The 21,942-nt window shown below is 38.6% G+C and carries 21 protein-coding genes and 1 pseudogene; 12 read left to right on the top strand and 10 right to left on the bottom strand.

The window, feature by feature from the left end; all coding sequences use genetic code 11:
• Window positions 1-7: 7 nt before the first annotated feature.
• From JEP36_RS05690 to JEP36_RS05680, 3 genes are all read left to right on the top strand, one after another.
• Window positions 8-691, top strand: a complete 684-nt coding sequence (locus JEP36_RS05690; protein ID WP_109373735.1) for a hypothetical protein — start codon at window positions 8-10, stop codon at window positions 689-691.
• A 17-nt stretch (window positions 692-708) separates the two neighbouring features.
• Window positions 709-1,197, top strand: coding sequence for a hypothetical protein (locus tag JEP36_RS05685; protein WP_198629967.1), 489 nt, complete (start codon window positions 709-711; stop codon window positions 1,195-1,197).
• Window positions 1,198-1,452: 255 nt separating this feature from the next.
• A complete protein-coding gene (locus JEP36_RS05680; RefSeq protein WP_198620115.1) occupies window positions 1,453-2,016 on the top strand; it encodes an Ail/Lom family outer membrane beta-barrel protein in 564 nt (187 codons plus the stop codon).
• A 134-nt stretch (window positions 2,017-2,150) separates the two neighbouring features.
• On the opposite strand, the gene chbG is transcribed toward JEP36_RS05680, so the two are convergent.
• The 6 genes from chbG to JEP36_RS05650 all read right to left on the bottom strand — a co-directional run bounded on the left by chbG (window position 2,151) and on the right by JEP36_RS05650 (window position 7,514).
• Window positions 2,151-2,915 (bottom strand): chitin disaccharide deacetylase, encoded by a 765-nt coding sequence (gene chbG, locus JEP36_RS05675; protein ID WP_198620116.1) that lies wholly within the window; start codon window positions 2,913-2,915, stop codon window positions 2,151-2,153.
• Window positions 2,916-2,951: 36 nt separating this feature from the next.
• Window positions 2,952-4,307 (bottom strand): 6-phospho-beta-glucosidase, encoded by a 1,356-nt coding sequence (locus tag JEP36_RS05670; protein ID WP_198620117.1) that lies wholly within the window; start codon window positions 4,305-4,307, stop codon window positions 2,952-2,954.
• Window positions 4,308-4,467: 160 nt separating this feature from the next.
• Window positions 4,468-5,325, bottom strand: a complete 858-nt coding sequence (gene chbR, locus JEP36_RS05665; protein WP_198620118.1) for a transcriptional regulator ChbR — start codon at window positions 5,323-5,325, stop codon at window positions 4,468-4,470.
• A gap of 1 nt (window position 5,326) precedes the next feature.
• The gene (gene chbA, locus JEP36_RS05660; RefSeq protein ID WP_088494268.1) at window positions 5,327-5,674 is read right to left on the bottom strand and encodes a PTS N,N'-diacetylchitobiose transporter subunit IIA; all 348 of its coding nucleotides are present in this window, start codon (window positions 5,672-5,674) and stop codon (window positions 5,327-5,329) included.
• 60 nt (window positions 5,675-5,734) lie between these two features.
• Window positions 5,735-7,093: a PTS N,N'-diacetylchitobiose transporter subunit IIC gene (gene chbC, locus JEP36_RS05655; RefSeq protein WP_023583173.1), complete on the bottom strand. Its 1,359-nt coding sequence runs from the start codon at window positions 7,091-7,093 to the stop codon at window positions 5,735-5,737.
• Between the two features lie 94 nt (window positions 7,094-7,187).
• Window positions 7,188-7,514, bottom strand: a complete 327-nt coding sequence (locus JEP36_RS05650; RefSeq protein WP_069369489.1) for a PTS sugar transporter subunit IIB — start codon at window positions 7,512-7,514, stop codon at window positions 7,188-7,190.
• A gap of 453 nt (window positions 7,515-7,967) precedes the next feature.
• Between JEP36_RS05650 and JEP36_RS05645 the strand changes: the two genes are divergently transcribed.
• The 4 genes from JEP36_RS05645 to JEP36_RS05630 are packed head-to-tail and all read left to right on the top strand — an operon-like array spanning window position 7,968 to window position 11,650.
• On the top strand, window positions 7,968-8,927 hold the full coding sequence (locus JEP36_RS05645; RefSeq protein WP_198620120.1) for a siderophore ABC transporter substrate-binding protein: 960 nt from the start codon (window positions 7,968-7,970) through the stop codon (window positions 8,925-8,927).
• Window positions 8,928-8,936: 9 nt separating this feature from the next.
• Window positions 8,937-9,899, top strand: a complete 963-nt coding sequence (locus tag JEP36_RS05640) for an ABC transporter permease (protein WP_198626276.1) — start codon at window positions 8,937-8,939, stop codon at window positions 9,897-9,899.
• Window positions 9,886-10,893 carry an iron chelate uptake ABC transporter family permease subunit gene (locus tag JEP36_RS05635; RefSeq protein ID WP_109373745.1) on the top strand — a complete coding sequence of 336 codons (1,008 nt, stop codon included), beginning with the start codon at window positions 9,886-9,888 and terminating at the stop codon, window positions 10,891-10,893. Before JEP36_RS05640 ends, JEP36_RS05635 begins: the two co-directional genes overlap by 14 nt.
• Before the next feature lies 1 nt (window position 10,894).
• Window positions 10,895-11,650 carry an iron ABC transporter ATP-binding protein gene (locus JEP36_RS05630; protein WP_196533912.1) on the top strand — a complete coding sequence of 252 codons (756 nt, stop codon included), beginning with the start codon at window positions 10,895-10,897 and terminating at the stop codon, window positions 11,648-11,650.
• An 81-nt stretch (window positions 11,651-11,731) separates the two neighbouring features.
• Here JEP36_RS05630 and JEP36_RS05625 read toward each other — a convergent pair whose 3' ends face one another.
• Window positions 11,732-12,286 (bottom strand): TetR/AcrR family transcriptional regulator, encoded by a 555-nt coding sequence (locus JEP36_RS05625; protein WP_198620121.1) that lies wholly within the window; start codon window positions 12,284-12,286, stop codon window positions 11,732-11,734.
• 87 nt (window positions 12,287-12,373) lie between these two features.
• On the opposite strand from JEP36_RS05625, the gene JEP36_RS05620 reads away from it, so the two are divergent.
• The gene (locus JEP36_RS05620) at window positions 12,374-13,864 is read left to right on the top strand and encodes an MFS transporter (RefSeq protein ID WP_198629966.1); all 1,491 of its coding nucleotides are present in this window, start codon (window positions 12,374-12,376) and stop codon (window positions 13,862-13,864) included.
• A gap of 38 nt (window positions 13,865-13,902) precedes the next feature.
• Here JEP36_RS05620 and JEP36_RS17875 read toward each other — a convergent pair.
• Both JEP36_RS17875 and JEP36_RS05615 read right to left on the bottom strand, forming a co-directional pair.
• Window positions 13,903-14,103: pseudogene (locus tag JEP36_RS17875) on the bottom strand (hypothetical protein); the annotation flags it as partial.
• Between the two features lie 203 nt (window positions 14,104-14,306).
• Complete coding sequence (locus JEP36_RS05615; protein ID WP_198620123.1) at window positions 14,307-15,092, bottom strand: AraC family transcriptional regulator; 786 nt, start codon at window positions 15,090-15,092, stop codon at window positions 14,307-14,309.
• Window positions 15,093-15,538: 446 nt separating this feature from the next.
• Between JEP36_RS05615 and JEP36_RS05610 the strand changes: the two genes are divergently transcribed.
• The 4 genes from JEP36_RS05610 to JEP36_RS05595 all read left to right on the top strand — a co-directional run bounded on the left by JEP36_RS05610 (window position 15,539) and on the right by JEP36_RS05595 (window position 20,142).
• Complete coding sequence (locus JEP36_RS05610; RefSeq protein ID WP_198629965.1) at window positions 15,539-17,959, top strand: DMSO/selenate family reductase complex A subunit; 2,421 nt, start codon at window positions 15,539-15,541, stop codon at window positions 17,957-17,959.
• Window positions 17,956-18,597 (top strand): DMSO/selenate family reductase complex B subunit, encoded by a 642-nt coding sequence (locus JEP36_RS05605; RefSeq protein WP_198620125.1) that lies wholly within the window; start codon window positions 17,956-17,958, stop codon window positions 18,595-18,597. Before JEP36_RS05610 ends, JEP36_RS05605 begins: the two co-directional genes overlap by 4 nt.
• Entirely contained in the window at window positions 18,594-19,493 is a 900-nt protein-coding gene (locus tag JEP36_RS05600) for a dimethyl sulfoxide reductase anchor subunit family protein (RefSeq protein WP_198629964.1), read from the top strand. Before JEP36_RS05605 ends, JEP36_RS05600 begins: the two co-directional genes overlap by 4 nt.
• Window positions 19,494-19,572: 79 nt before the next feature.
• Window positions 19,573-20,142, top strand: coding sequence for a molecular chaperone TorD family protein (locus tag JEP36_RS05595; protein ID WP_198629963.1), 570 nt, complete (start codon window positions 19,573-19,575; stop codon window positions 20,140-20,142).
• A gap of 98 nt (window positions 20,143-20,240) precedes the next feature.
• Here the strand turns inward: JEP36_RS05595 and norR are convergent, their stop codons facing one another.
• Window positions 20,241-21,758 carry a nitric oxide reductase transcriptional regulator NorR gene (norR, locus tag JEP36_RS05590; RefSeq protein WP_198620128.1) on the bottom strand — a complete coding sequence of 506 codons (1,518 nt, stop codon included), beginning with the start codon at window positions 21,756-21,758 and terminating at the stop codon, window positions 20,241-20,243.
• Window positions 21,759-21,942: the final 184 nt, after the last annotated feature.

Raw genomic sequence — 21,942 nt, 5'->3', positions numbered from 1 at the left:
GTGTGGTATGAACAAACAACTTATGGCAGTACTTGGCATTAGTGCTGTGCTTGCCCTATCAGGATGTCAAAGTAATAGCGGTACTGACCCTCGTTTGAAAAATAACAGTGATATGGAGTTTTTCAGCAAATCAGGCATTACGGCTTGTGCGGGTGGTGCGGCGATTGGTGCATTAGGCTGTTTAGTCTCAAACTCCAGCAATAAAGGCGCATGTATGCTTATTGCTGCAGTTGCGGGTTGTGGTGTCGGTATTGGTGCAAATGCCTATTTAGACAATAAACGCCAAAACTATGCGACGAAAGAAGAGATGCTCAATTCAATGATTGCTGATATTCGAAATGAAAATCAGCGTTTACAGAGTGCCTCTAACACAGCGAAAGCGGTTATTGCTGATGATAAAAAAGCCATTGCAAAAATTCAGCAAGAAATGAAACAACAACGTTTAAATAAAGAAGCTGCAGAGAAACAACTGAAAGGTATTGATGCCAATATTGCAGCACTGCGTTCTCGTTTAGCAGATATGAAAAAACGTGAAGGTGAGTGGCGAGATATTGCAGCGCAGAGTCGTCAAGATGGCTTAAAAACAGCGCAACTTGATAAACAAATCGATGGGATGAAGAAGCAAGTGACCTCTTTACAAGAAGAACTTGATAGTCTTTATACTCAACGGACAGCAATAAAGCTTAGTTAACGTTAAAAAGGATGATAATGAAATTTTTACCTCTTTCCCTTGTTGGCATAACCTTACTATTAAGCGGTTGTGTCACCAATCCCGCTGATTGTGATCCAACAACGGGTGATGTCAGTATAATTACTAAGTTTAACTGTAATTATTCAGGGACTTACGACAATCGTGTCGAGCAAAAAAAAGCTATTCTCGCTAATGAGAAAGCATTAAATACAGAGTTTAAAGCCGTTCTTGCTGCCATTGAGAAAGAAAAGCAACAAACCAATGCCTCTCTCAAAAGTCAGCAAGCTAGCCAACAAGCATTAAACCAATCAATGAATAATCTGTTAAATCAAATTCGCCAAAAAACGAAAGGGCAAAATGATATTCAAAAACAGATCAATGAAATTGACAAACAAATGAAAGCGGCACAAAACAACCCATCAAAATCAGTGATGGAAAAACAACTTGAATTAGAGAACTTACAAAATCAAGTCATTAACCTACAAAGTGATTTAGGTCTTAAATAAGCCTAAAAAGGCTCTCTATTATTATTTAGAGAGCCTTTTTATTTAATTCCATTCTTATTTTTTATTTATTTTCATAGTGATTTATATTATCAAAATATTATTTATATAATCTTAATAACAACTAATAGACCTCTTTAATAAAACAACCGCATTTAAGCTAACGTGTTATTTTTTATTCCATTTGAAATGAACTCATCATTATAATTCCATCGCTTAATAATACATTCTTATTATTTAAATTATGGGATATAACTAATGAAAACAAAATTACTATCAACTTTATTTATTACTGGTTTATTGGCTACATCTTCGGCTTATGCTCAAAATGAGATTAAATTAGATAAAACAACACTTTCAGCGGGTTACGCACAACTTAAAATGGAAGGCCAAAACCCTATGCATGGTGGTTCTCTCTCTTTACGCCAAGAGCTGAATCAGCAGGTTGGTATTTTAGCCACCGCAACTTATGCACAAAATGAATATGACTTAGATAAGCCAGTTAAAAAAGTACTGCGTGATATTAATGCCCGCTATTATTCTGTTATGGCTGGCCCTACATTACGTTTAAATGATTTTTTCAGTGTCTATGGTGTTGCAGGTATTAGCCAAATACAATTTAAGAATATCGCTGACAAAGATATCGCACAAAACAAAATCAAGAAGAATGCCTTTAGTTGGGGTGCGGGTATCATTATTAATCCTACTGAAATGCTATCTATGTCTGTGGGTTATGAGAATAGCCGCTATAAAATGAATGAATTAAGCAGTAACCGTTTAGTCATGGATGGTTTTATTGCCAATATTGGTTATCGCTTTTAATTAAATTATTATGACTTAATAAAAACACTTAAAAACAAAAAGCCTCTGCTTTATAAAAACAGAGGCAAATTAACGCAAAAAAGACCCACACTAGGGAATAACACAGACACCGATTGTCTAAACAACTTTCTAAATCATTTTATTAAATCTTGATAAGTGCCTAGCTGATAACCTCGTTCCTCAATCGCTTGTTTTAACGTGATATCTGTTAATACTTCAAGCTCCGTTAAGCGCTGAAAGCAATAACCACTTGCACGTAACGAATTATCAATAAAAGCAGGATGTGTCATCACTTCAAGAGAGTGCTCACGACGTGCTTTTGATTCATCAAGCACCTTTAAAAATAAAGCCTGTGTGATTTCATCACCATAAAACTGGCTATCGAAACCCTCACTACTGATCACACCTTGAGTATCAATGCCCTCTTTTTGCGCTAAAGGTCTATCAACGCGCATTGGTAACGATTTTTCTTTGGCAAATTCCGCCACAATAGGAAAAATTTGCTTGAACATATGCACATGATGATGGCTATCAATATGGTCTGGTTCACAACCAAAGATCTCAATAAAACGCTGATATTGAGCGCTAAGCTCAACACGTATTTCATCAAGTGGCAAATTGCCCTCTTCTGCCATTTGCCAGACCCATTTCCCTAGCACCCCTTCACGCGTTAAAGAAGATAAAGGAGACAGCGGTTTACCCATCGTCAACGTAAAATGAAGCCCAACACCTAATCCAGGCAACTCATGACGCAATTGTGCTGCATGTTTAATTCCTTCAGCATTGACAAGTGCCGTTGTTGAGCTAACCACGCCATGACGAAAACACTCTGCAATACCGTAGTTTTGACCTTTACTTAGCCCGAAATCATCCGCATTCACAATTAATAAACCAGCCATTCTGTCTCCTTATTACTTATTTTTATCTACTGACAATTAATGAGAGGCTTTTTCTAACTCAGCAATTGCTTTGGCAAAATTAGGTAGATGTGCTTTATGTGCTAATAACATTTCACGCGTAAGTACTTCTGCATCTTTATCTGAAAGTACTAACGGTGTTAAGTTCATCGCTAATAAAGCATCATTTAATTCGCCACTAATAGCCGCTTTGCTGGCCGCGATTTCAAAGGCTTTGATGGTATGAATTAATCCCATCACTTTTTCATCAAAATGTGTTAAACGAGGATGAGGTTTAGCGCCATCACGCCCTAAAATAGCAGTCACTTCAATTGACCAATCTGCTGGAATATTATCGATATGACCATGATGTGGAATATTCACATAATGCTCAGCTTGTTTATCATTATAAATAGCATTAATCACTTCACAGGCTGCATCAGAATAATAAGCACCACCACGTAATTCCAACTCTTTCGGTTTGATATTTAAATCAGGATCTTTATACAATTCAAACAATTGTTTTTCGACTTTTTGTACTACTTTAGCGCGAGCACCGCCTTTATAGTATTCACCCATTTCAATAGCTAACATCTCTTTTTGCTTGAAGTAATACAGCAAATAAGAGCACGGCAGCATATTAAGAGAGCGGATCAAGCCTTCACTAAATGGTAGATCAAAAATATTTTTCACAGAGCCCGCGGTTAATGTTCCTGAAGCCACGCCATCTAATAATTCAGGGAAGCGAGACTGACCATTTACAATAACGTCTTTAATAAACACCATATGATTTAAGCCAAATAAATCAATGGAGAGTTCATCTTTATCCGTCAGGTTAAGAACATCTGTAATAAACATCTTCATACCGATTGGAATATTACAAACCCCAATAAACTTCTTAAAATTGGTATGGCGATAAACGGCTTCTGTCACCATGCCAGCTGGATTCGTAAAGTTGATGATCCACGCATTAGGGCAAATCTCTTCAACATCCTTAATAATATCGAAAATAACAGGGATAGTGCGTAAACCTTTAAATAGCCCACCAGCACCATTGGTTTCTTGCCCTAAATAACCATGACTTAAAGGAATTGATTCATCAAGCTCTCTTGCTTTCAATTGACCAACACGCAATTGTGTCGTGACAAAATCAGCGTCTTTTAATGCTTCACGGCGATTAAGTGTTTTATAAATGGTTAAAGGAATATCCGCCTTTTTTACCATGCGTTGGCAAAGCTCAAAAATAATATCAAGCTTCTCTTGCCCTTCTTCAACATCCACTAACCATAATTCAGTGATGGGTAGTTCATGATAACGCTTAATAAAACCTTCTAGTAATTCAGGCGTATAGCTGCTTCCACCACCAATGGTAACTACTTTTAATTTATGACTCATAAAATACTCCCATACAGCGTAATAGTGCTGTTATTTGTGTATTAATGGCGAAATTAAGGCGTAAAGAGCCATGAAGAAAATAAGCTTATTTTCTTCTTTCTCTCTATTTTCGATAAAATTAATCTTTATTGTTGATTAATTTCTTACGCTTAATAATGAATTAGTTTGTTTCTTTAATGCTGTATAAATTTTTTCGATAACTATTTGGAGTCAGCGAAGTTATTTTCTTAAATGTCTTAATAAATAAACTTGGGCTGCTGTAACCTGCATCAAAAGCAATATCTGTTATCGAATAGTTTGTAATTTCCAATTGTTTTTTCGCAAAATTAATTCGAATATCATGAATAATTTGCATGGGTGTTTTATCGTAATAACGCCGAGTTGCTCGGGTTAAATATTCTTGTGATTTCCCTGATAACATCACCATATTCGCCAATGCATTTTCACCAAATTTTTGTTTGTCATGCATCTCGCTTACAGTGTCTTTCAGCCATAAGGGAATATCGTCTTGTGTTCTATTTTCTCGATGGTGTCGTAATCTATTCACCACATTAAAGGTGATAATTTCAATAAACTCATTAAATTCGGTATGGCGGAAATTCAGTGATCCAACAACCGATTCAATATAGGAAAGAAACTCATTTTTTAATTCATAAACTTGTGAGGCAACAAAATAAGAAGGCAGTAACGAGAGATAATGTTTATCAAAAAAGGCTTTGCTAATACCCACATTGAGAATACGAGTTGCACCAAATTCATAAAAACTTTGATGATGAGAACCAATGGGAATAAAAACAAAATCACCACGTTCGAGTAAAATCTTTTTACCATTTATCTCTTGATAATAGCGCCCTGTTAATACAATGGTGAATTCATAATAGTCATGCTGATGCAATCCACTAACACTTTCTGTTTTATTATAAATAAAGACATGAAAGTTTTTGCCATTAAATAGCTGATCTTCATAGACCATGCGTATTTCGCTTTGCGCTCTCAATGACTCCACCACGGTATTCATCTTATTTTATCTTCTCATGTAACTCGATTAATTCTGTCACCAACTCTCTGGCTAACATTGATGTCATTAAATGATCTTGCGCGTGAACTAATACCAAACTGACTTTCGTTTTTCCTACACCTTGGTCATCACCAATTAAACGAGTCTGTATTTTATGTGCTTCATTTAATGCTTCGCGAGATTGTTCCATTAATTTTCTCGCGCCATCAAAATCACCTTCTTTGGCTTTTTTTAACGCGCCATAAGCCACACTACGAGCTTGGCCTGAGTTAATGATAAGCCCCATAATGATCTCTTCAAATTCATCATCGGTTGCACTGCTATCAACAGCATTTTCAATATCTAACATCATATTTCCTCTTTGACACTGCAAGTGCAGAGAAGCCTCTGCACTTGTGTTTTCTATCACTTAAAATTTCAACGCATTGGCAATATCTTCTTCACTTTCTTCTTTTTCAATTTCAGTTTGCGCTTTATTTGAAATAATCACGAAAGGCAGATAAATCAGTGTGGCAACACCCAAGTTAAACAGTGCTAATAACAGTGCCGCAATACTACCGTTGGTATTAAAGAAAGCACCTAGTCCGGTTGGCATTGTCCACGGCGCAATATTTGTCACTGGTGGGATTATCCCTAAGTAATAAGCCGTCACCGTAATCGCAGCAAGAATAGGCTGAATAAGAATAAATGGAATAAACATCACTGGGTTCATAATCACAGGCAGACCAAAAATAATCGGTTCGTTAATTTGGAATAAACCTGCTGGTAATGCCAGTTTTGCCACTTGGCGATGATCGGCACGACGAGATGCGATAAAGATAGCCAGAATAAGTCCCAGTGTTGCCCCTGTACCGCCTAAGAAGATAAAGGAGTCTAACATTGGTTTTGCCCAGAGGTGGAACGTCTTACCCGCTGCCAGTGCCGCTTCCACTGAACCGTATTCGGTGTAAATTGACACGTTCTCTAACGCCCAAGGCGTCATAATGCCACTATCAAGTGCAGCAAGAGCGAGTGATCCATGAATACCAAAGAACCACAGTAGAGAAGTGAAGATAACATAAGCCCAACCAACCACAGATCCCATTGATGCTAATGGTGTTGAGATAGAATCTAAAATAATTTGATGGAAGTTCGTTTCATACGTTGCTAATCCCCACGAAACAATCCCCATGACTGATAAAATAATAAAGCCTGGAATTAATGCAGAGAATGAACGTGAAACAGATGCGGGTACGCTATCTGGTAAACGGATTACCCAGTTACGACGCACAATAAAGGTAAACATTTCAGCCACAACAAGACCAATAATGATACCTGAAATGATATTTGCCCCGCCTAACCAATTAGCGCCGACTGCATAAGCACCACCTGCGTTATAAGGTGTTACTGTCATAAAGGCTGCAATGGAAAGTAAACCTGCTGCAATCGGGTCAACTTTACGCTCTTCTGCTAATGCCATTCCGATAAAGAACGGTGCCATCAACGACATTATACCCAATGTACCATTATAGACATTTCCCCCGATGGCTTTAAAACCATTGAGCGTTTCTATTGTTGATGCATCAAGGCGGATACCTAAAGAATAAAAGAAGGAGCCATCACCAAAACTAAGAAAAACGTTATTGATAAGTACAAACATTGCCCCTGCAAGGGTTAATGGCATTAAACGAATAAAGCCATTTTTAATCGCATTAACGTGAGGTTGCTTTCCAATTTTAACCGCAAAAGGAAGGAGTACCTTTTCAAGTGAACCAATAAACTTACTCATAGAAAAATACCCTTAAAATGCCGCTAATTGCTCGGCTTGCTGAAAAATTCGCTCTTTGACTGGAATAGAAATAATAAAAAAATAAAAAATAGAATTAATTTGTTGTTGCAGATGCTTTTTTAATAGAGGCGACAGCGGCTTTTAACACACCTAAGCCATCTACTTTTCCGTATAACAAAGAATCGATCACTTCGACCGGTTTATTAGGGAGTAATTTTTGGATATCAGGCAACATCCAGCTAATTTGTGGACCCAGTAAAATCAGATCCGCATCCTGTCCTTTTTGTGCTGCTAAGGTTTCAGGAAATGCTTCAATGACCACAGGCACCTCATATTTTTCTGCTTGTGCTCGCATTTTGGTCACGAGAAGAGATGTTGACATGCCAGCAGAACAAAATAAGTAAATATATTTCTTTTGCATAAAACCCTCTTGAGTTGGCAACGATTTACCCTAGAGATAACAAGGCTTTCTCTTGTGCATTCATTACTGTGTCAGTACAGAAACCGAAGTAAGATTAAAATAAGGATTGTTTCTGCTTGAATGAAGTATACGCAATGATACTGGTTAACGATATTTCTTATAGGTTCAGAATTGTCTCTCCTTGACCTACTCTTTTGACACTCTTCACAAATTGAGCAAATAATCTTAAGAGTTCTTTCACGTCACGAAATTTGTCTTTCTGATTAACACCTATGACTACTCGCAAAATTTCGCCATTTTAGTCAAGTTAATTCTTTATTATTATGAGAATGTGAATTAGTATCATTACTCTTTATATTTTTGATGGTATTATCGTCTTTTTTGTGGATCGATATTTAGGCCACTGCTGTAAAGATCCGTGTTATTTCGTGTTGCAACAATATGGGAAAGAGAATGTTTAAAAAGTCATTAAGCCCACTGTTCTTACTGCTTTCTTCACTTGTTATCGCAGGTTGTGATAACGCTCAAGACACATCAACAACACAATCAGCAGAGAAACAAACTCTCACGATTGAACATTTCCAAGGGACAACTGAAATCCCTGCACACCCACAAAAAGTGGTTGTGATGAATATGGAAACCCTCGATATTATTGATGCATTAGGTGTTTCTATTGTTGGTCTTCCACAAACGAATGTTCATTTACCAAAATTCTTAGAGAAGTACACCAATCCGAACGATTACATCAATGAAGGTGCCTTATTTGAGCCAAACTATGAAAAGCTCAGCACAACAGCGCCTGATTTAATTTTAAGTGGTAGCCGTGCGCGTGATGCTTATCCTAAATTAAGTGAAATTGCACCTGCGATTTCAATGGATATCGATCCTAAGCGTTTTATTGAAAGCCTTGCTGAACGCACAACCACATTAGGTCAAATTTTTGGTAAAGAAGAGCAAGCTAAAAAATTATTGGCTGATTTCAATAGCAAAATTGCTACCGTAAAATCAAAAACCCCAGATGCGGGTAAAGCAATGGTGGTTTTAGTCAGTGGCGGTAAAATTTCAGCTTATGGGCCAGGCTCTCGCTTTGGCTTTATCTATGATGTATTAGGTTTTGAACCCGCTTATGTTTTTGATAGCCCAGGTTCACACGGCAACATCGTTAACTCTGAATTACTGTTAAAACTTAACCCAGATTGGCTGTTTGTCATTGACCGTGATGCAGCAATTGGTCGTGAAGATTCACAACCTGCTCAACAAGTTCTCGATAACGCACTGGTAAGAAAAGTAAACGCTTGGAACAAAGACCAAGTTATCTATCTTGATTCAAGCTCTATTTACATTTCAGGCGGGATCCAAACTTACTCTCGCTTAATGGATACCATTAATCAGGCTTTGGATCAGAAAAAATAAAATAATCGAATGAAAACGTTCCATTTATCATTGGGGATAGGGATTGTTGCTATCCTCTCAATGATCAGTCTATTTGTCGGCGCAGGAGATATTACTCCTGCTTCGCTTTTTTCTGATCCCGATATGCGCGATATCTTCTTTATCAGCCGTGTGCCAAGAACCCTATCATTATTACTCGCTGGTGGTGCCATTAGTGTTGCAGGTTTAATCATGCAACTACTCACTCAAAACCGCTTCGTTGAACCTTCTCTTGCAGGAACAACACAATCTGCAAGTCTTGGCTTATTAGTTGTCATGTTGGTCTTTCCAGCCGCTGGCATCTTTACCAAAATGATGGTTGCAACTGTTTTTGCCCTTCTTGGTACTTTGTTATTTATGTTGCTTTTGCAAAGGATCACCTTAAAAACAACACTAATAGTACCTTTAGTGGGCATTATGCTCAGTGCAGTTATTGGCGCACTCACCATCTTCTTAGCGGTATATTTCGATTTACTGCAATCATTAGATGCATGGACAAGTGGCGATTTCTCAAGTGTGTTACAAGGCCGTTATGAGCTGTTATGGCTTGTCGGTGCGCTAGCAATCATGGCGTGTTGGGTAGCTGATAGCTTTACTGTTGCCGGAATGGGGCGTGAATTTTCCATTAACGTGGGACTCAATTACCGCAAAGTGATGATCATTGGGTTATCCATTATTGCACTGATTAGTGGTGTTGTGGTTTCCGTTGTCGGCGCATTACCTTTCCTCGGCTTAATTGTGCCCAATCTGGTGAGCTTAGTAATGGGCGATAACATCCGCAAAACCATTCCTTGGGTTTGCTTGAGTGGTGGTGCAATTGTTTTACTGTGTGATGTGATTGGTCGCCTTATTCGCTACCCATTTGAAATTCCTGCCAGCGTTATTTTAGGCGCAGTGGGTGCCGTTATTTTCCTTTTCTTAATATTAAAGCAGCAACGTTATGCAAAAAGTTAATTCATCCATAATTAGCAAATGTACTGGCGCTGTCGAACATAAGAAAACGCGCCTCTCACCTATGTCTCGTATTTGGTTATTATTAGGGGCATCGTTATTATCCATTGTGTTATTTATGACGATAAACCTAAACGGCAATATCTCTTATATTCTGACTCACCGTGCTTATATTGTACTTACAATGATTGTGGTAGCGTTTGCCGCAGGTGTTTCCACGATATTGTTTCAAACCATCGCGAATAACCGTATTTTGACACCCTCACTTATGGGGTTAGAAGCCCTGTTTGTATTACTACAAACTGTGTTTATTTTCTTTGAAGGGGATATGCCTGCCTCGTGGATGTTGAACCTATCAAAGTTCTTCTTAGAATCGACATTGCTGGTGCTATTTTCTGTTGTGCTCTATCGTTGGTTGTTTAGTTCGGTACGCTTTAACATTAACTTAGTCCTGATGATCGGGATTATTTTAGGCACTTTATTTCGTAGTTCAGCTACGCTATTACAACGTTTGATGGATCCCAATGAGTTTTCCGTCTTACAAAGTCGTATGTTTGCCACTTTCACCCGTGCAACGCCTGATCTTATCTTTTGTGCCTTAGCCATGATTGTGGTTGTCGGTGTTTTACTTTGGCGTATGCGTTATAGCTTTGATGTCATGGCATTAGGACAAGCCAATGCCATTAACCTCGGTATTAATTACCGCAAACAAACCACTTATATTCTGTTACTGATTTCTGTTCTAGTGGCCGTATCAACGGCGTTAGTGGGTCCGTTAACCTTCTTAGGGTTAATTGTCGCTAACCTCGCTTATCATATCAGTGGCAGTAGCCAGCACCGTTTCTTGATGCCCGTAGCCTTCCTACTGGGCACTATTGCCTTAATCGGTGGGCAACTGGTTTTAGAATATGGCTTAAAAATGACAGGAACACTTTCTGTTGTGATTGAGTTTGTTGGTGGGATGTTCTTTATCTATTTGGTGTTAAGAAGACTTTAATATGATTGAAATCAGCAAAATATCAAAACGTTATCAAGACACGACCGTTCTCGATAATATTACAACAACAATTCAACGTGGCGGTATTACTTCGATCATAGGCCCTAATGGCGCGGGTAAATCCACACTACTTTCTGTTATTGGACGTCTATTACTTCCTGAAAGTGGCATGGTGAGCGTTAATGGTATGGATGTTGCTGCAACTGATAGCGATGTTCTTGCTAGAAATCTTTCAATACTGCGCCAAGAAAACCAGTTTGTTAGCCGTTTAACCGTAGAAGAATTAGTTGGCTTTGGTCGCTATCCTTACAGCAAAGGTCGTTTAACGCTCGATGATAAAAAAGTCATTGATGAGTCATTAGACTTTTTAAATTTGACTGAATTTCGTCACCGTTATCTAGATGAATTATCGGGTGGGCAACGTCAACGTACCTATGTTGCGATGGTGCTATGCCAAGACACAGAATATGTCATGCTTGATGAACCACTGAATAATCTTGATATGAAGCATGCGGTAATCATGATGAAACTTCTGCGAAAAGCAGCAGATGAATTAGGAAAAACCATTATTATCGTTATTCATGATATCAATTTTGCTTCTGTTTATTCTGACTATATTTTAGCCATGCGTAACGGACAACTGTATTATCACGGTTCACCAAAAGAGATCATGAAAGCAGAGATTATCGAAGATATTTTCGATACACCCGTTGACGTTAAAGAGCTAGATAATAAGCTAATTGCTATGTATTACTAATTACAATGTATTACTAATTCCATTTAGCCCTATTATCTTCAATAAAAAGCATGTTGTTCTTCTCATTAACAACATGCTTTTTTATTGCCTTTTCCCTTGCTGAAGTAACTCTGAATCAATATCTTCAAAGATAGATTGCCATTCGTTATCATCAATATCCATTAATCCAAAATAGCGCAGTAAAAAAGTGCCTTCTGTCGCTAAAAATGCCAATCTTGCCCGTTTTCCAGCTTCTGTTGTCATATCTACACCTGCTAATCGTTGCTGATACCACTCTTTTGTACTTTGTAGATATTCAGGCGTTTGCAGCAATGCTGCCATCAAACTCGCTCCTTTAGCAAAAGAGACTTTGTCATGATTATGAGTGGCATGAATATGTGCAGTGACTCGATTTTCAGGTGAGTTATCGTTTTCAACGATTTTTTTAAATTGCGTTTCATAACTGCCTTCCCAGTGCTCAAACATCGCATCAATCATTGCTTCTTTGCTACTAAAACAGTATTGAACGCCCCCTTTTGAGATCCCCATTTTTTTTGCAACAGTATCAATCGTTAATGCTGCCGCTCCTTGCTCCATGACAATGTCGAAGATAGCTTCTAACAGTTTTTCTCTATCAATGGTTCTTTGACGTCCCATAAAAAAAACCTCTTTTCAATACGTTCGTATGGATTTATATTATAGCCGCTAGTAAAAATAATACACATAAAAATAACTGAGATTTCTATGATAAAAGATTATAAACGTTGGATAGTATTACTTTTGGTATCTAGCATGCTGTTTCTCATTGTTGTTGATGTAACCGTGCTTTATACCGCATTGCCACGTTTAACTTATGATTTAAACGCAAGTGCTTCAGAAAAACTTTGGATAATGAATGCTTATCCATTAATTGTTGCTGGATTATTACCCGCAGCAGGTATGCTAACCGATAGAATTGGTCATAAAACGCTGTTTATCTGTGGTCTTCCTCTTTTTGCGATTGCCTCTCTATGTGCTGCTTTCTCACCGACAGCAACCACTTTAATTGCTTCTCGAGGTTTTTTAGCCGTGGGTGCCGCAATGAGTATGCCTGCAACACTATCAATCGTGCGCCAAGTTTTTAGCGATCCACAAGAACGAGCTATTGCGATTGGCATCTGGTCTGCGGTTGCTTCTGGCGGAGCTGCTTTAGGGCCTTTAATTGGTGGCATGTTACTTGAACATTTTTGGTGGGGTTCTGTCTTTTTAATTAACGTCCCTATTGTGCTTATTGTCTTGCCGTTCTCTATTTGGCTTATTCCTAAGTTTTCGGGATATGGTGATCATAAAATTGATTACTTAAGCTCAGTACTCATTTTAGTGGGTTTGGTCAGTGCTATTTATGCCTTAAAAGAGATAGGAAAACCTTATACACAGTGGAATGAAGCGACGATTGCCGCCATTATTGCCGTAGTTTTCCTCACTCTATTTACTCTACGCCAACGTAAACAGACTCACCCGATGATTGACTTTAGGTTATTTAAAAACCGCTTTTTTAGTATCGGTATTTTAATGGCCGTACTTTCTATGGTGATCATTGTAGGCATTGAATTATTGCTTAGCCAGCGTTTACAGCTTATTGCGGGTTTTACTCCACTGAATGCAGCGCTGGTCATTTTACCTATTCCTATTGGCTCTGTACTTGCTTCTCCCTTGGCAGGTTATTTCTTGGTGCGTTTAGGTGAAGTTCGCTTAATTATTGCTGGATTTATGCTTACTTTGGTGGGAAATCTGTGGTTAATTGCTGTTTATCAAACAACATCTCCAATGGTGTTAATCGGTAGCTTATTCTTAATCGGCTTTGGTTTAGGTATTATCTTTACCACGGCATCTACGTCAATTATGTTGAGTGTCGCAGATAGGCAAGCGGGAATGGCGGCATCAATTGAAGATGTAGCTTATGAGCTCGGTAGTGTGATTGGTGTGACATTTATGGGCAGTTTGATGAGTACCGTGTACACCTTAAAACTGATATTACCTGACTCATTAACAATTGATGATGCGGTATATGACAGTTTAGATGAGGCTCTTATTGTGGCAGAAAAATTGCCAAATGACATGGCTTCTCTTGTGATATCTCAAGCAAATATCGCCTTTGAAAATGCCTTTTTTGTCGTGCTAACCGCGACCGCAATTATTACGGCACTTAGCTTAGTGGTTCTACCTTATTGTTTACGGAATGAGGTGCGAAAGTAAAATTGTTTTGATAATAGCTATTTGCACATTTTTGTAGAAATTAAAGGACAGTTATCTCCTAGGTGACGTTGTTTTCTGTCACGACTTTGTTTACCTGAAAGAAACTGTCGTTTAAAAATTGCATAAATTTTTAAACCATTCGAATATTCAATAGTTGGATTTTCTTCAGACTGAGTTGTTAACCAATCAGAGCAATCATGTTCCACAATAACACATTGTTCTTTAAGAATTAATCCCACAAACATATCTCTATACTAAAAGAGAGCAAAGTATAAAAGAGATAAAATAATAGAACTATCTTCTAAAGAAGATGTTTATTAAGAATACTATTTCTACTTATTTAAATAAAATTAACATCTAACTTAAAATAAGAGTATATCTATTTTTAAACTCAAAAATTATCTATATTTAATTTAATTAGAGAATTATTTTATTATTCATATTAAAACCGATCAATATCCAATGCATCCATACTAAAATGAGAAGGCGATTGTCCCATCTGTTTTTTAAACATTGTTGAGAATGAGCCAGCGCTGTTATAACCCAAATCAAAGGCAATCTCGGTAATACCGCGTCCTGATAAGATTTGTGTTAATGAATTTAATAAACAGACTTGCTGTCGCCATTGTGAAAATGACATTCCTGTTTGCTGACGAAAAAATCGGCTAAAAGAGCGCTCACTTTTATGTAATTTATCTGCCCACTGTTGCGGTAAAGAATCTATTTTAGGATTACGGATAAAATCACGGCATAATTTAGCTAATTTACTGTCTTGTGGAATAGGCGCAAAAAACGGTAATGGTTTTGCTTTCGATAATTCACATAGGATTAACTGCATTAAAAGACCATCTCGCCCTTTTTTGTCATATTCCGCAGGTACATCAACAGCTTCAAGTAACAACTGACGAAAGAGAGGAGAAACACTTAACACTTCACACTGTTTACTATGACGAGGAGCAGCAGAAGGCTCGATATACAAGCTTCGCGTACTCACATCTAACATACGAGTTTCATGCCCTGTTTCTGGCGGTATCCATACGCCACAAGACGGTGGAATAACCCACTCACCATCATTGGTACTCACTTCAATTAAGCCTGTGGCAGGATATAAAAATTGAGCTCGACGATGTTGATGCGTTTCTAACAACGTATTAGGCAGATAGTCTGTACCTAGCGCAATAACATCTCGGTCAAGTGAATCAACGCTTTTTAAAGGTACATTTCTCACAATTTAAACCACTCTCTTTTTATTTTCTTCCTTTTAATATAGCAGTTATCCCACGCTCTACACACTGGCAAATAATAACCTATATAATTAAAATCGTTATATATTTAAATATATAGCTAAAATACCTTATGCGAAATTTCAACCTTCTTGATATCTATTTAACAAACCCTATTAACAATCAAAAAACGAGCTTTTAACACCTCTCGTAAATAGGCTGAAATTCAAATGTCATTGTCTGGTTTTAGAATGTTGGCAAAAGATTAATCAACTACTATCCCTCTCGCAGAGGTTATTTCGAGCATTCTGCAATTATCTATGCATTCAATAATAATGCAGCGGATACCAGACATTCCCTTTATTCATAGCCTAGAAAAAACACGCACATTCTTTATATCAAGTATCGGGTATATCGGGATCCGCCTATTATGTTTAAGGTAGAGTTCATTATGAGCAATCAGTCCGATCACGATAGTGATACAAAGAGCATTCTCAACGATGTTAGCCGCCGTCACTTTATTCAAGCGAGCTCAGCATTAGTCACCCTTCCTTTTCTCGCATCAAACTCTTTTGCTGCGACAACAGATAACGCTATCCCAGTAAAATCAATAACAACCGAAGATGGAGAGCGCGTTGTTTCAACCTGTAGTAGCTTTGACTGTGGAGGCAAATGTGACATTCGTGCCCATGTAAAAGATGGCAAAGTCACCCGTATTAGCACACGCCCAGATGCTGATTTAGATGAAGAGATGCCCATTATGCGTGCCTGTGTACGAGGCCGTGGTTATCGTAAATTTGTCTATCACCCAGACCGTTTAAAATACCCAATGAAACGCGTTGGGAAACGTGGCGAAGGCAAATTTGAGCGCATCAGTTGGGAAGAAGCCACCACGCTTATCGCACAAAATATGCAACGCATTAACCAGCAATATGGTCCAGCGTCTCGCTTTGTGAGTTTAAGTACGGGCGTTACTGGCGGTATTTTCTCAGGTGCGAATATGTTACGTCGCCTGTTTAATATCACTGGCGGTTTTCTGGAAAACTATCACTCTGTCAGTAACGGCAATACCCTTGCGGTCACGCCTTATACATACGGCACCGCAGCCAGTGGCAGTACATTAGATACGTTAGAAAATACCCCTCTCGTTATTTTATGGGGTCATAATCCTAACGAAACTATTTTTGGTCATTCAAACCATTTTTTCCAAAAAATGAAGAAAAACGGCACTAAATTTATTGTCGTTGACCCTCGTTATTCTGATACCGCCTCTTCTTTAGCTGATCAGTGGATCCCTTTATTACCCACGACAGATAACGCGATGATGGATGCGATGATGTATGTCATCGTCAGCGAAAACCTGCATGACCAAGCCTTTATTGATAAATACACAATCGGCTTTGATGAGCACCAAATGCCAGAAGGTGTGGGTGAAAATGAGTCTTTAGTTGCCTATTTAATGGGTAAAAAAGATGGCATTAAGAAAACCCCTGAATGGGCTGAAACCATCACTAAAGTACCTGCCGATACTATTAAACAATTAGCGCGTGAATACGCATCGACAAAACCTGCTGCATTAATGCAAGGCTGGGGGCCTCAACGTCATATTTGTGGTGAACGGACGGCGCGTGGCGCTACTTTACTCGCCACTATCACGGGGAATGTGGGAGTGCGTGGTGGTTGGGCTGCGGGTTATGGAATGGCATTAAATTCTGAACTGCGTAAAACCATCGCAGGGCCAAGCCTATTAATCAACCCAGTAAAAGCGAAAATCAATATCACCAACTGGGTACAAGCGTGTGAAGATAAAAGTTTAGTCACACCACAAAATGGGTTACTGAATGCAGAGAAACTTGATACTGAAATCAAGATGATTTTCTCAATGGCCGGTAACTACATGACAAATCAAAATACCGATATTCTTCATGCTGCGAAAATACTTGAAGATGAATCGAAAGTCGAGTTTATCGTCTGTAGTGATCTCTATCTTACGCCAAGTGCAAAATACGCCGATATTTTACTACCAGAAACCAGCTTCCTAGAACGTTGGAACATCGGTGGTACATGGAGTTATGGCGACTACATTATTCTTTCTGAAAAAGTAATTGAGCCTGAGTTTGAGCGTCGCACTGACTACGATTGGTTACGTGAAGTTGCCGATAAATTAGGGGTAGGCGAACAATTTAGCGAAGGCAAAGAGACTGACCGTGATTGGATTGAATATTTAGTTAATGACGCGAGTGTTAAACGTCCTGAAGACGGTATTCCAACCTTTCAAGAGCTATTGGTTAAACGCCGTCATCTCTTAAAACATCGTCCTCATACGCAAAATGTGGCATTTGAGAAAAATATCCAAGATATCGAGAATAACCCATTCCCAACACCATCAGGAAAAATTGAGATCTTCTCTAAGCGTTTATATGACATGAATAATGTCGATATTCCTGCGCTTTCTCATTATGTACCCGCAATTGAGGGCCCCGAAGATACGTTAACGGATAAATTCCCTCTGCAACTTATCACATGGAAAGGGCGTAACCGCGCAAACTCAACACAATTTGCTAACCCTTGGTTGCAAGAAGTCCAACGCCAAGAACTGTGGATTAATCCGTTAGATGCCCAAGATAGAAACATCAAAGAGGGCGAGAAAGTCAAAGTGTATAACGATCGCGGGGTAACCATGGTTCCCGTCAAATTAACACAACGAATTATGCCTGGTGTTGTCGCCTTGCAAGCAGGTGCTTGGTGGCAACCTGATGCAAAAGGCATAGATCAAGGTGGATGTGCCAACGTATTAACATCATCTCGTAGCACCGCAATGGCACACGGCAATGCTCACCAAACATTATTGGTCGAGGTAGCAAAAGCATGAGTAAATTTATCGTTTATCCCGCAGTGAGTAGTAAACAGTTAGGATTTTATATCGATAGCGCTCGCTGTTCAGGTTGTAAAGCGTGTCAGGTTGCGTGCAAAGATAAAAATAACCTCGATGTCGGGCGCAAATTTCGTCGTGTCTATGAAATTACGGGTGGCGGGTATACCCGAAATCCTAAAGGCGCACTGATTAATAATGTCTTTGCTTACACCTTATCTATCTCTTGTAACCATTGTGACGATCCTATTTGCGTTAAAAATTGCCCAACAACCGCAATGCATAAGCGTGAAGGTGATGGCATTGTGATGGTAGATACAGACAAATGTGTCGGTTGTGGTGCTTGTGCGTGGTCTTGCCCTTATGGCGCACCACAAATGAACCCAGAAACCAAACAGATGTCAAAATGCGATTTTTGCATCGATTTACAGCAAAAAGGTGAACAACCCGTTTGTGTCGCTACTTGTCCGTTAGGTGCAATCCAATTTGGCCCTATTGATGAACTACGTGAACGCTATGGCGATTTAGATTATGTCACGGGTTTACCTTCCCCTGAAATAACGCATCCAAACCTTGTTATTAACCCACATCAGGGTGCCAATAATGACGGAATTAATAATAAGGAAGAAAGAAAATGAATGAATGGTCATTATTAATCTTCACATTTATGATGAATGCGGCCATTGGTCTTGCGCTAACAACAGGGCTTTTTGCTCGCCGCCTTTCTCATTATCTCAATGCAGAAAGCTACTATCGCTTTATGCTATTGGCCTTATTTGTTATTTGCGGACTAGCAGGTTTAGGCTCTATTGCCTCAATCACTCACTTAGGTGTGCCATTAAATGCCCCAAATGCGATTAGAAATGTTTTTTCCGCTTGGCTAAGTCGTGAAGTTGCTATCACAGCTATTTTTGTCGGTTGTCTAGGCTTAACCTTTTTATGGCTCTGGCGCACTCGCAAACTCTCAATGCTGTTATTAAGTACCAGTATTCTGATTGGGTTATTTGATATTTATTGCATGGCATCAATTTATCGCCACACCTCCATTTTGACATGGATGGATAACAACACGTATGTGATGTTCTTCGGGGCAATGTTAACGCTAGGTGCTGCAATTTTCTTTTTATTGTTCAAAATAGTGCAACGTGTCGGAAATAAGTTAGGTATTGAAATACCACAAACCTCTTTCCCAATGCGTTGGAAATGGCAACTATGGGGAATAATAGCAGTTAGCTTAATGGGTCGATTATTGTATCAACCTTTTTATGAGCAATATTTAACTAGCACTCTATATAGCCAAAAATCGGTGACATTCCCGTTATCACCTATTCAAGTCTATTACTCCATTGGTTCGTTACGGACTACATGCTGGATCTTAGCAACCTTTGCAGTATTGGCTTGTGGTTATAGTTTAGTGAAATTCCTAGCCCTTAAAAATCAAGAGAAATCCACTGAGTCTATTTTTGCACTTGGCTGTGTTATCGCAATTATCGCTGACTTTATGTTGCGCTATGTTTTCTACTCAATTCACTAATTGCCATTGAGTATGTCGTTTAAATAATAAAAAAAACAAACCTCATTAATCGGGGTTTGTTTAAGGAAATATCAAAATTATGAGCAGACTCTCTTATTATGCGGCTGCATTTAATTTATTGGGAATTTGTTATTTGTTCCCACCTGATGATGACACCAATAAAACTGCACTCAACTTTTTTAAAACTGGGGATTTTGTAGCACAGTGGCCTTGTAAAATTGAAAACCGTTTGTGTGAACGTTTAATTGATTCTGTGTCTATCGATACAGAGCAATTAAAAACCCAATGGCAAAATCTTTTTGTTGGCCCTAATGCGTTGCCTGCCCCACCTTGGGGTTCGGTCTATTTAGATCCTGAAGGTTTATTACAAGGGGATTCTACCCTTGCGCTGAGTGAATTTTTAAAACGGGAACGTTTAAAAGTAAACACGCCTTTTCCAGAGCCTGTTGATCATATCGGTTTGATGCTATTTCAAGCGGCGGTATTGGCATCGGAAAAAAAAGAAGAAGCAGTTAATGAATTATTTTCCCTTCATTTAACCACATGGCTACCTCACTATTTAAATAAATTAAAAATGAGTGGGTATAGCCAATTTTATAGCACATTAACAGAACTGGTAACCATCACGGTGAACGCATTCAGAAAATAGAAATTTATTAACAACTTATCATCCTAACATAATTATTTAAGGTAATTTGGACCACGCACCCAAATTACCTTTTTTCATTTAGAACATCCCTTTTAAAATTATGATAATTTTAATCCCAAGCGTTTTGTTAAACGACGTAAATTAGCCGGATCAAGTGATAATTCTCGCGCGGTTGCTGCCCAATTTTGGTTATTACGCAGTAATGCTTGTTTGATTAAGTCTCGCTGAAATTCGTCCGTTGCTTCTTTTAGATTTTTTTCTTCTGAAGGTAACATTTGAGAACCAGAGTGAACTGGATTTTCAGCCCCTAAAGCAAAATGGCTCACTTGTAAAATAAGGCTATCAGTTTTATTTCCCGCTCTGGCTAAAACAATCGCTCGATGAATGGTGTGTTCTAATTCTCGCACATTACCTGGCCAAGAATAGTGTAATAAATAAAGGCGTAATTCTGGGCTAATAATCACTTGAGTAAGATTAAAACGTTGACGATATTGCTCACAAAAATAACCTACTAATAGCAGAATATCTTCGTCTCTTTCTCGTAATGGAGGCACATGCAGAGGGAAAATACTTAAACGATGAAATAAATCAGCACGGAAATTCCCCGCTAATACTTCTTCCCATAAATCACGATTTGTTGCTGCTAATACACGCACATTGACGCGTAAATTACGATCATCACCAATACGTTGAATATCACCATATTGTAAGACACGCAGTAATTTGGCTTGCAGTGATAATGATAACTCCCCTATTTCATCAAGAAATAACGTTCCGTTATCTGCCATTTCAAATTTACCACTACGATGACTAATTGCTCCTGTAAAAGCCCCTTTCACATGACCAAATAATTCACTTTCCGCCACGCTCTCAGGCAGTGCGGCGCAATTTAAATAGACTAACGGATTATCTGCACGATTAGACATTTCATGAATGGCTTTTACCACCAGCTCTTTACCCGTTCCCGTTTCGCCACTCACTAAAATATTCATATCTGCGGGTGCAACAATTTCTATCTCTTTTTTCAGTTGCATCATTGAAGGCGATAAACCAATAATTTCTGTTTTTACTGTGGGCTTAAACGTATTGGTTGGCGTAAATAACATATTTTGATTTTCAAGTTGCTCAATCAATAATGCATTATTTAATGCTCCTGCGGTTAATGCAGCAATTAAACGTAATTCTTCATCACTAAAGGTATCAAACTGATTAGGGTCCATTCCATCAAGCGTTAACGTACCAATTAAGTCTTGTCCCGCAAATAACGGCAATCCCACACAAGCATGCACTTTTAAATGCTCTCTATCCGGAATAAGCCCATCATAAGGATCGGGTAAATCACTATCCGCAGGAAAACGAACAACATCCCCAGCACGCGCAATAGTTTCAAGGCGTGGATGCCCTTCAAGTAAAAAGCGCCGCCCTAATACATCAGGCACAAGACCATCTATCGCCAATGGAATAAACTGATGAGGCTCATAACGAAGCAGAGCGGCCGCATCGCAATTTAGCACTTGCCGAAGCGTGGTCACAAGGCGTTGAAACCTATCTTGATGACCCACATCTTTTTGTAATTCAATGGCAATTTTAGCCAGCACATCAACAGAAAAGCCCATAAAAACACCTCATAGTCATTATGACTGTTATTATGGTCATTTTGACATGATAAAGATAGTCATATTGACAATATATAAATAGCCAACAAAATAAAAAACGTTATAAAACAACAAATTAAAAAATGGCACGCTTCTTGATTATATCAATACATATCCCTATGAAAAGATTAATGAGAAGGAACAA

The organism is Proteus sp. PR00208, from assembly GCF_016238545.1.
Taxonomy (GTDB): domain Bacteria; phylum Pseudomonadota; class Gammaproteobacteria; order Enterobacterales; family Enterobacteriaceae; genus Proteus.
This window is presented reverse-complemented; position numbering and strand designations above follow the sequence as displayed.

Excerpts from the sequence above, each read along its gene's own strand:
- JEP36_RS05640 (WP_198626276.1), top strand. The coding sequence starts at position 8,937 with ATGAAAACGTTCCATTTATCATTGGGGATAGGGATTGTTGCTATCCTC.
- JEP36_RS05650 (WP_069369489.1), bottom strand. The coding sequence starts at position 7,514 with ATGCAAAAGAAATATATTTACTTATTTTGTTCTGCTGGCATGTCAACA.
- JEP36_RS05630 (WP_196533912.1), top strand. The coding sequence starts at position 10,895 with ATGATTGAAATCAGCAAAATATCAAAACGTTATCAAGACACGACCGTT.
- JEP36_RS05680 (WP_198620115.1), top strand. The coding sequence starts at position 1,453 with ATGAAAACAAAATTACTATCAACTTTATTTATTACTGGTTTATTGGCT.
- JEP36_RS05600 (WP_198629964.1), top strand. The coding sequence starts at position 18,594 with ATGAATGAATGGTCATTATTAATCTTCACATTTATGATGAATGCGGCC.
- JEP36_RS05625 (WP_198620121.1), bottom strand. The coding sequence starts at position 12,286 with ATGGGACGTCAAAGAACCATTGATAGAGAAAAACTGTTAGAAGCTATC.
- JEP36_RS05605 (WP_198620125.1), top strand. The coding sequence starts at position 17,956 with ATGAGTAAATTTATCGTTTATCCCGCAGTGAGTAGTAAACAGTTAGGA.
- JEP36_RS05685 (WP_198629967.1), top strand. The coding sequence starts at position 709 with ATGAAATTTTTACCTCTTTCCCTTGTTGGCATAACCTTACTATTAAGC.
- JEP36_RS05610 (WP_198629965.1), top strand. The coding sequence starts at position 15,539 with ATGAGCAATCAGTCCGATCACGATAGTGATACAAAGAGCATTCTCAAC.
- JEP36_RS05645 (WP_198620120.1), top strand. The coding sequence starts at position 7,968 with ATGTTTAAAAAGTCATTAAGCCCACTGTTCTTACTGCTTTCTTCACTT.
- chbC (WP_023583173.1), bottom strand. The coding sequence starts at position 7,093 with ATGAGTAAGTTTATTGGTTCACTTGAAAAGGTACTCCTTCCTTTTGCG.
- chbA (WP_088494268.1), bottom strand. The coding sequence starts at position 5,674 with ATGTTAGATATTGAAAATGCTGTTGATAGCAGTGCAACCGATGATGAA.
- norR (WP_198620128.1), bottom strand. The coding sequence starts at position 21,758 with ATGGGCTTTTCTGTTGATGTGCTGGCTAAAATTGCCATTGAATTACAA.
- JEP36_RS05690 (WP_109373735.1), top strand. The coding sequence starts at position 8 with ATGAACAAACAACTTATGGCAGTACTTGGCATTAGTGCTGTGCTTGCC.
- JEP36_RS05595 (WP_198629963.1), top strand. The coding sequence starts at position 19,573 with ATGAGCAGACTCTCTTATTATGCGGCTGCATTTAATTTATTGGGAATT.
- chbG (WP_198620116.1), bottom strand. The coding sequence starts at position 2,915 with ATGGCTGGTTTATTAATTGTGAATGCGGATGATTTCGGGCTAAGTAAA.
- chbR (WP_198620118.1), bottom strand. The coding sequence starts at position 5,325 with ATGAATACCGTGGTGGAGTCATTGAGAGCGCAAAGCGAAATACGCATG.
- JEP36_RS05620 (WP_198629966.1), top strand. The coding sequence starts at position 12,374 with ATGATAAAAGATTATAAACGTTGGATAGTATTACTTTTGGTATCTAGC.
- JEP36_RS05635 (WP_109373745.1), top strand. The coding sequence starts at position 9,886 with ATGCAAAAAGTTAATTCATCCATAATTAGCAAATGTACTGGCGCTGTC.
- JEP36_RS05670 (WP_198620117.1), bottom strand. The coding sequence starts at position 4,307 with ATGAGTCATAAATTAAAAGTAGTTACCATTGGTGGTGGAAGCAGCTAT.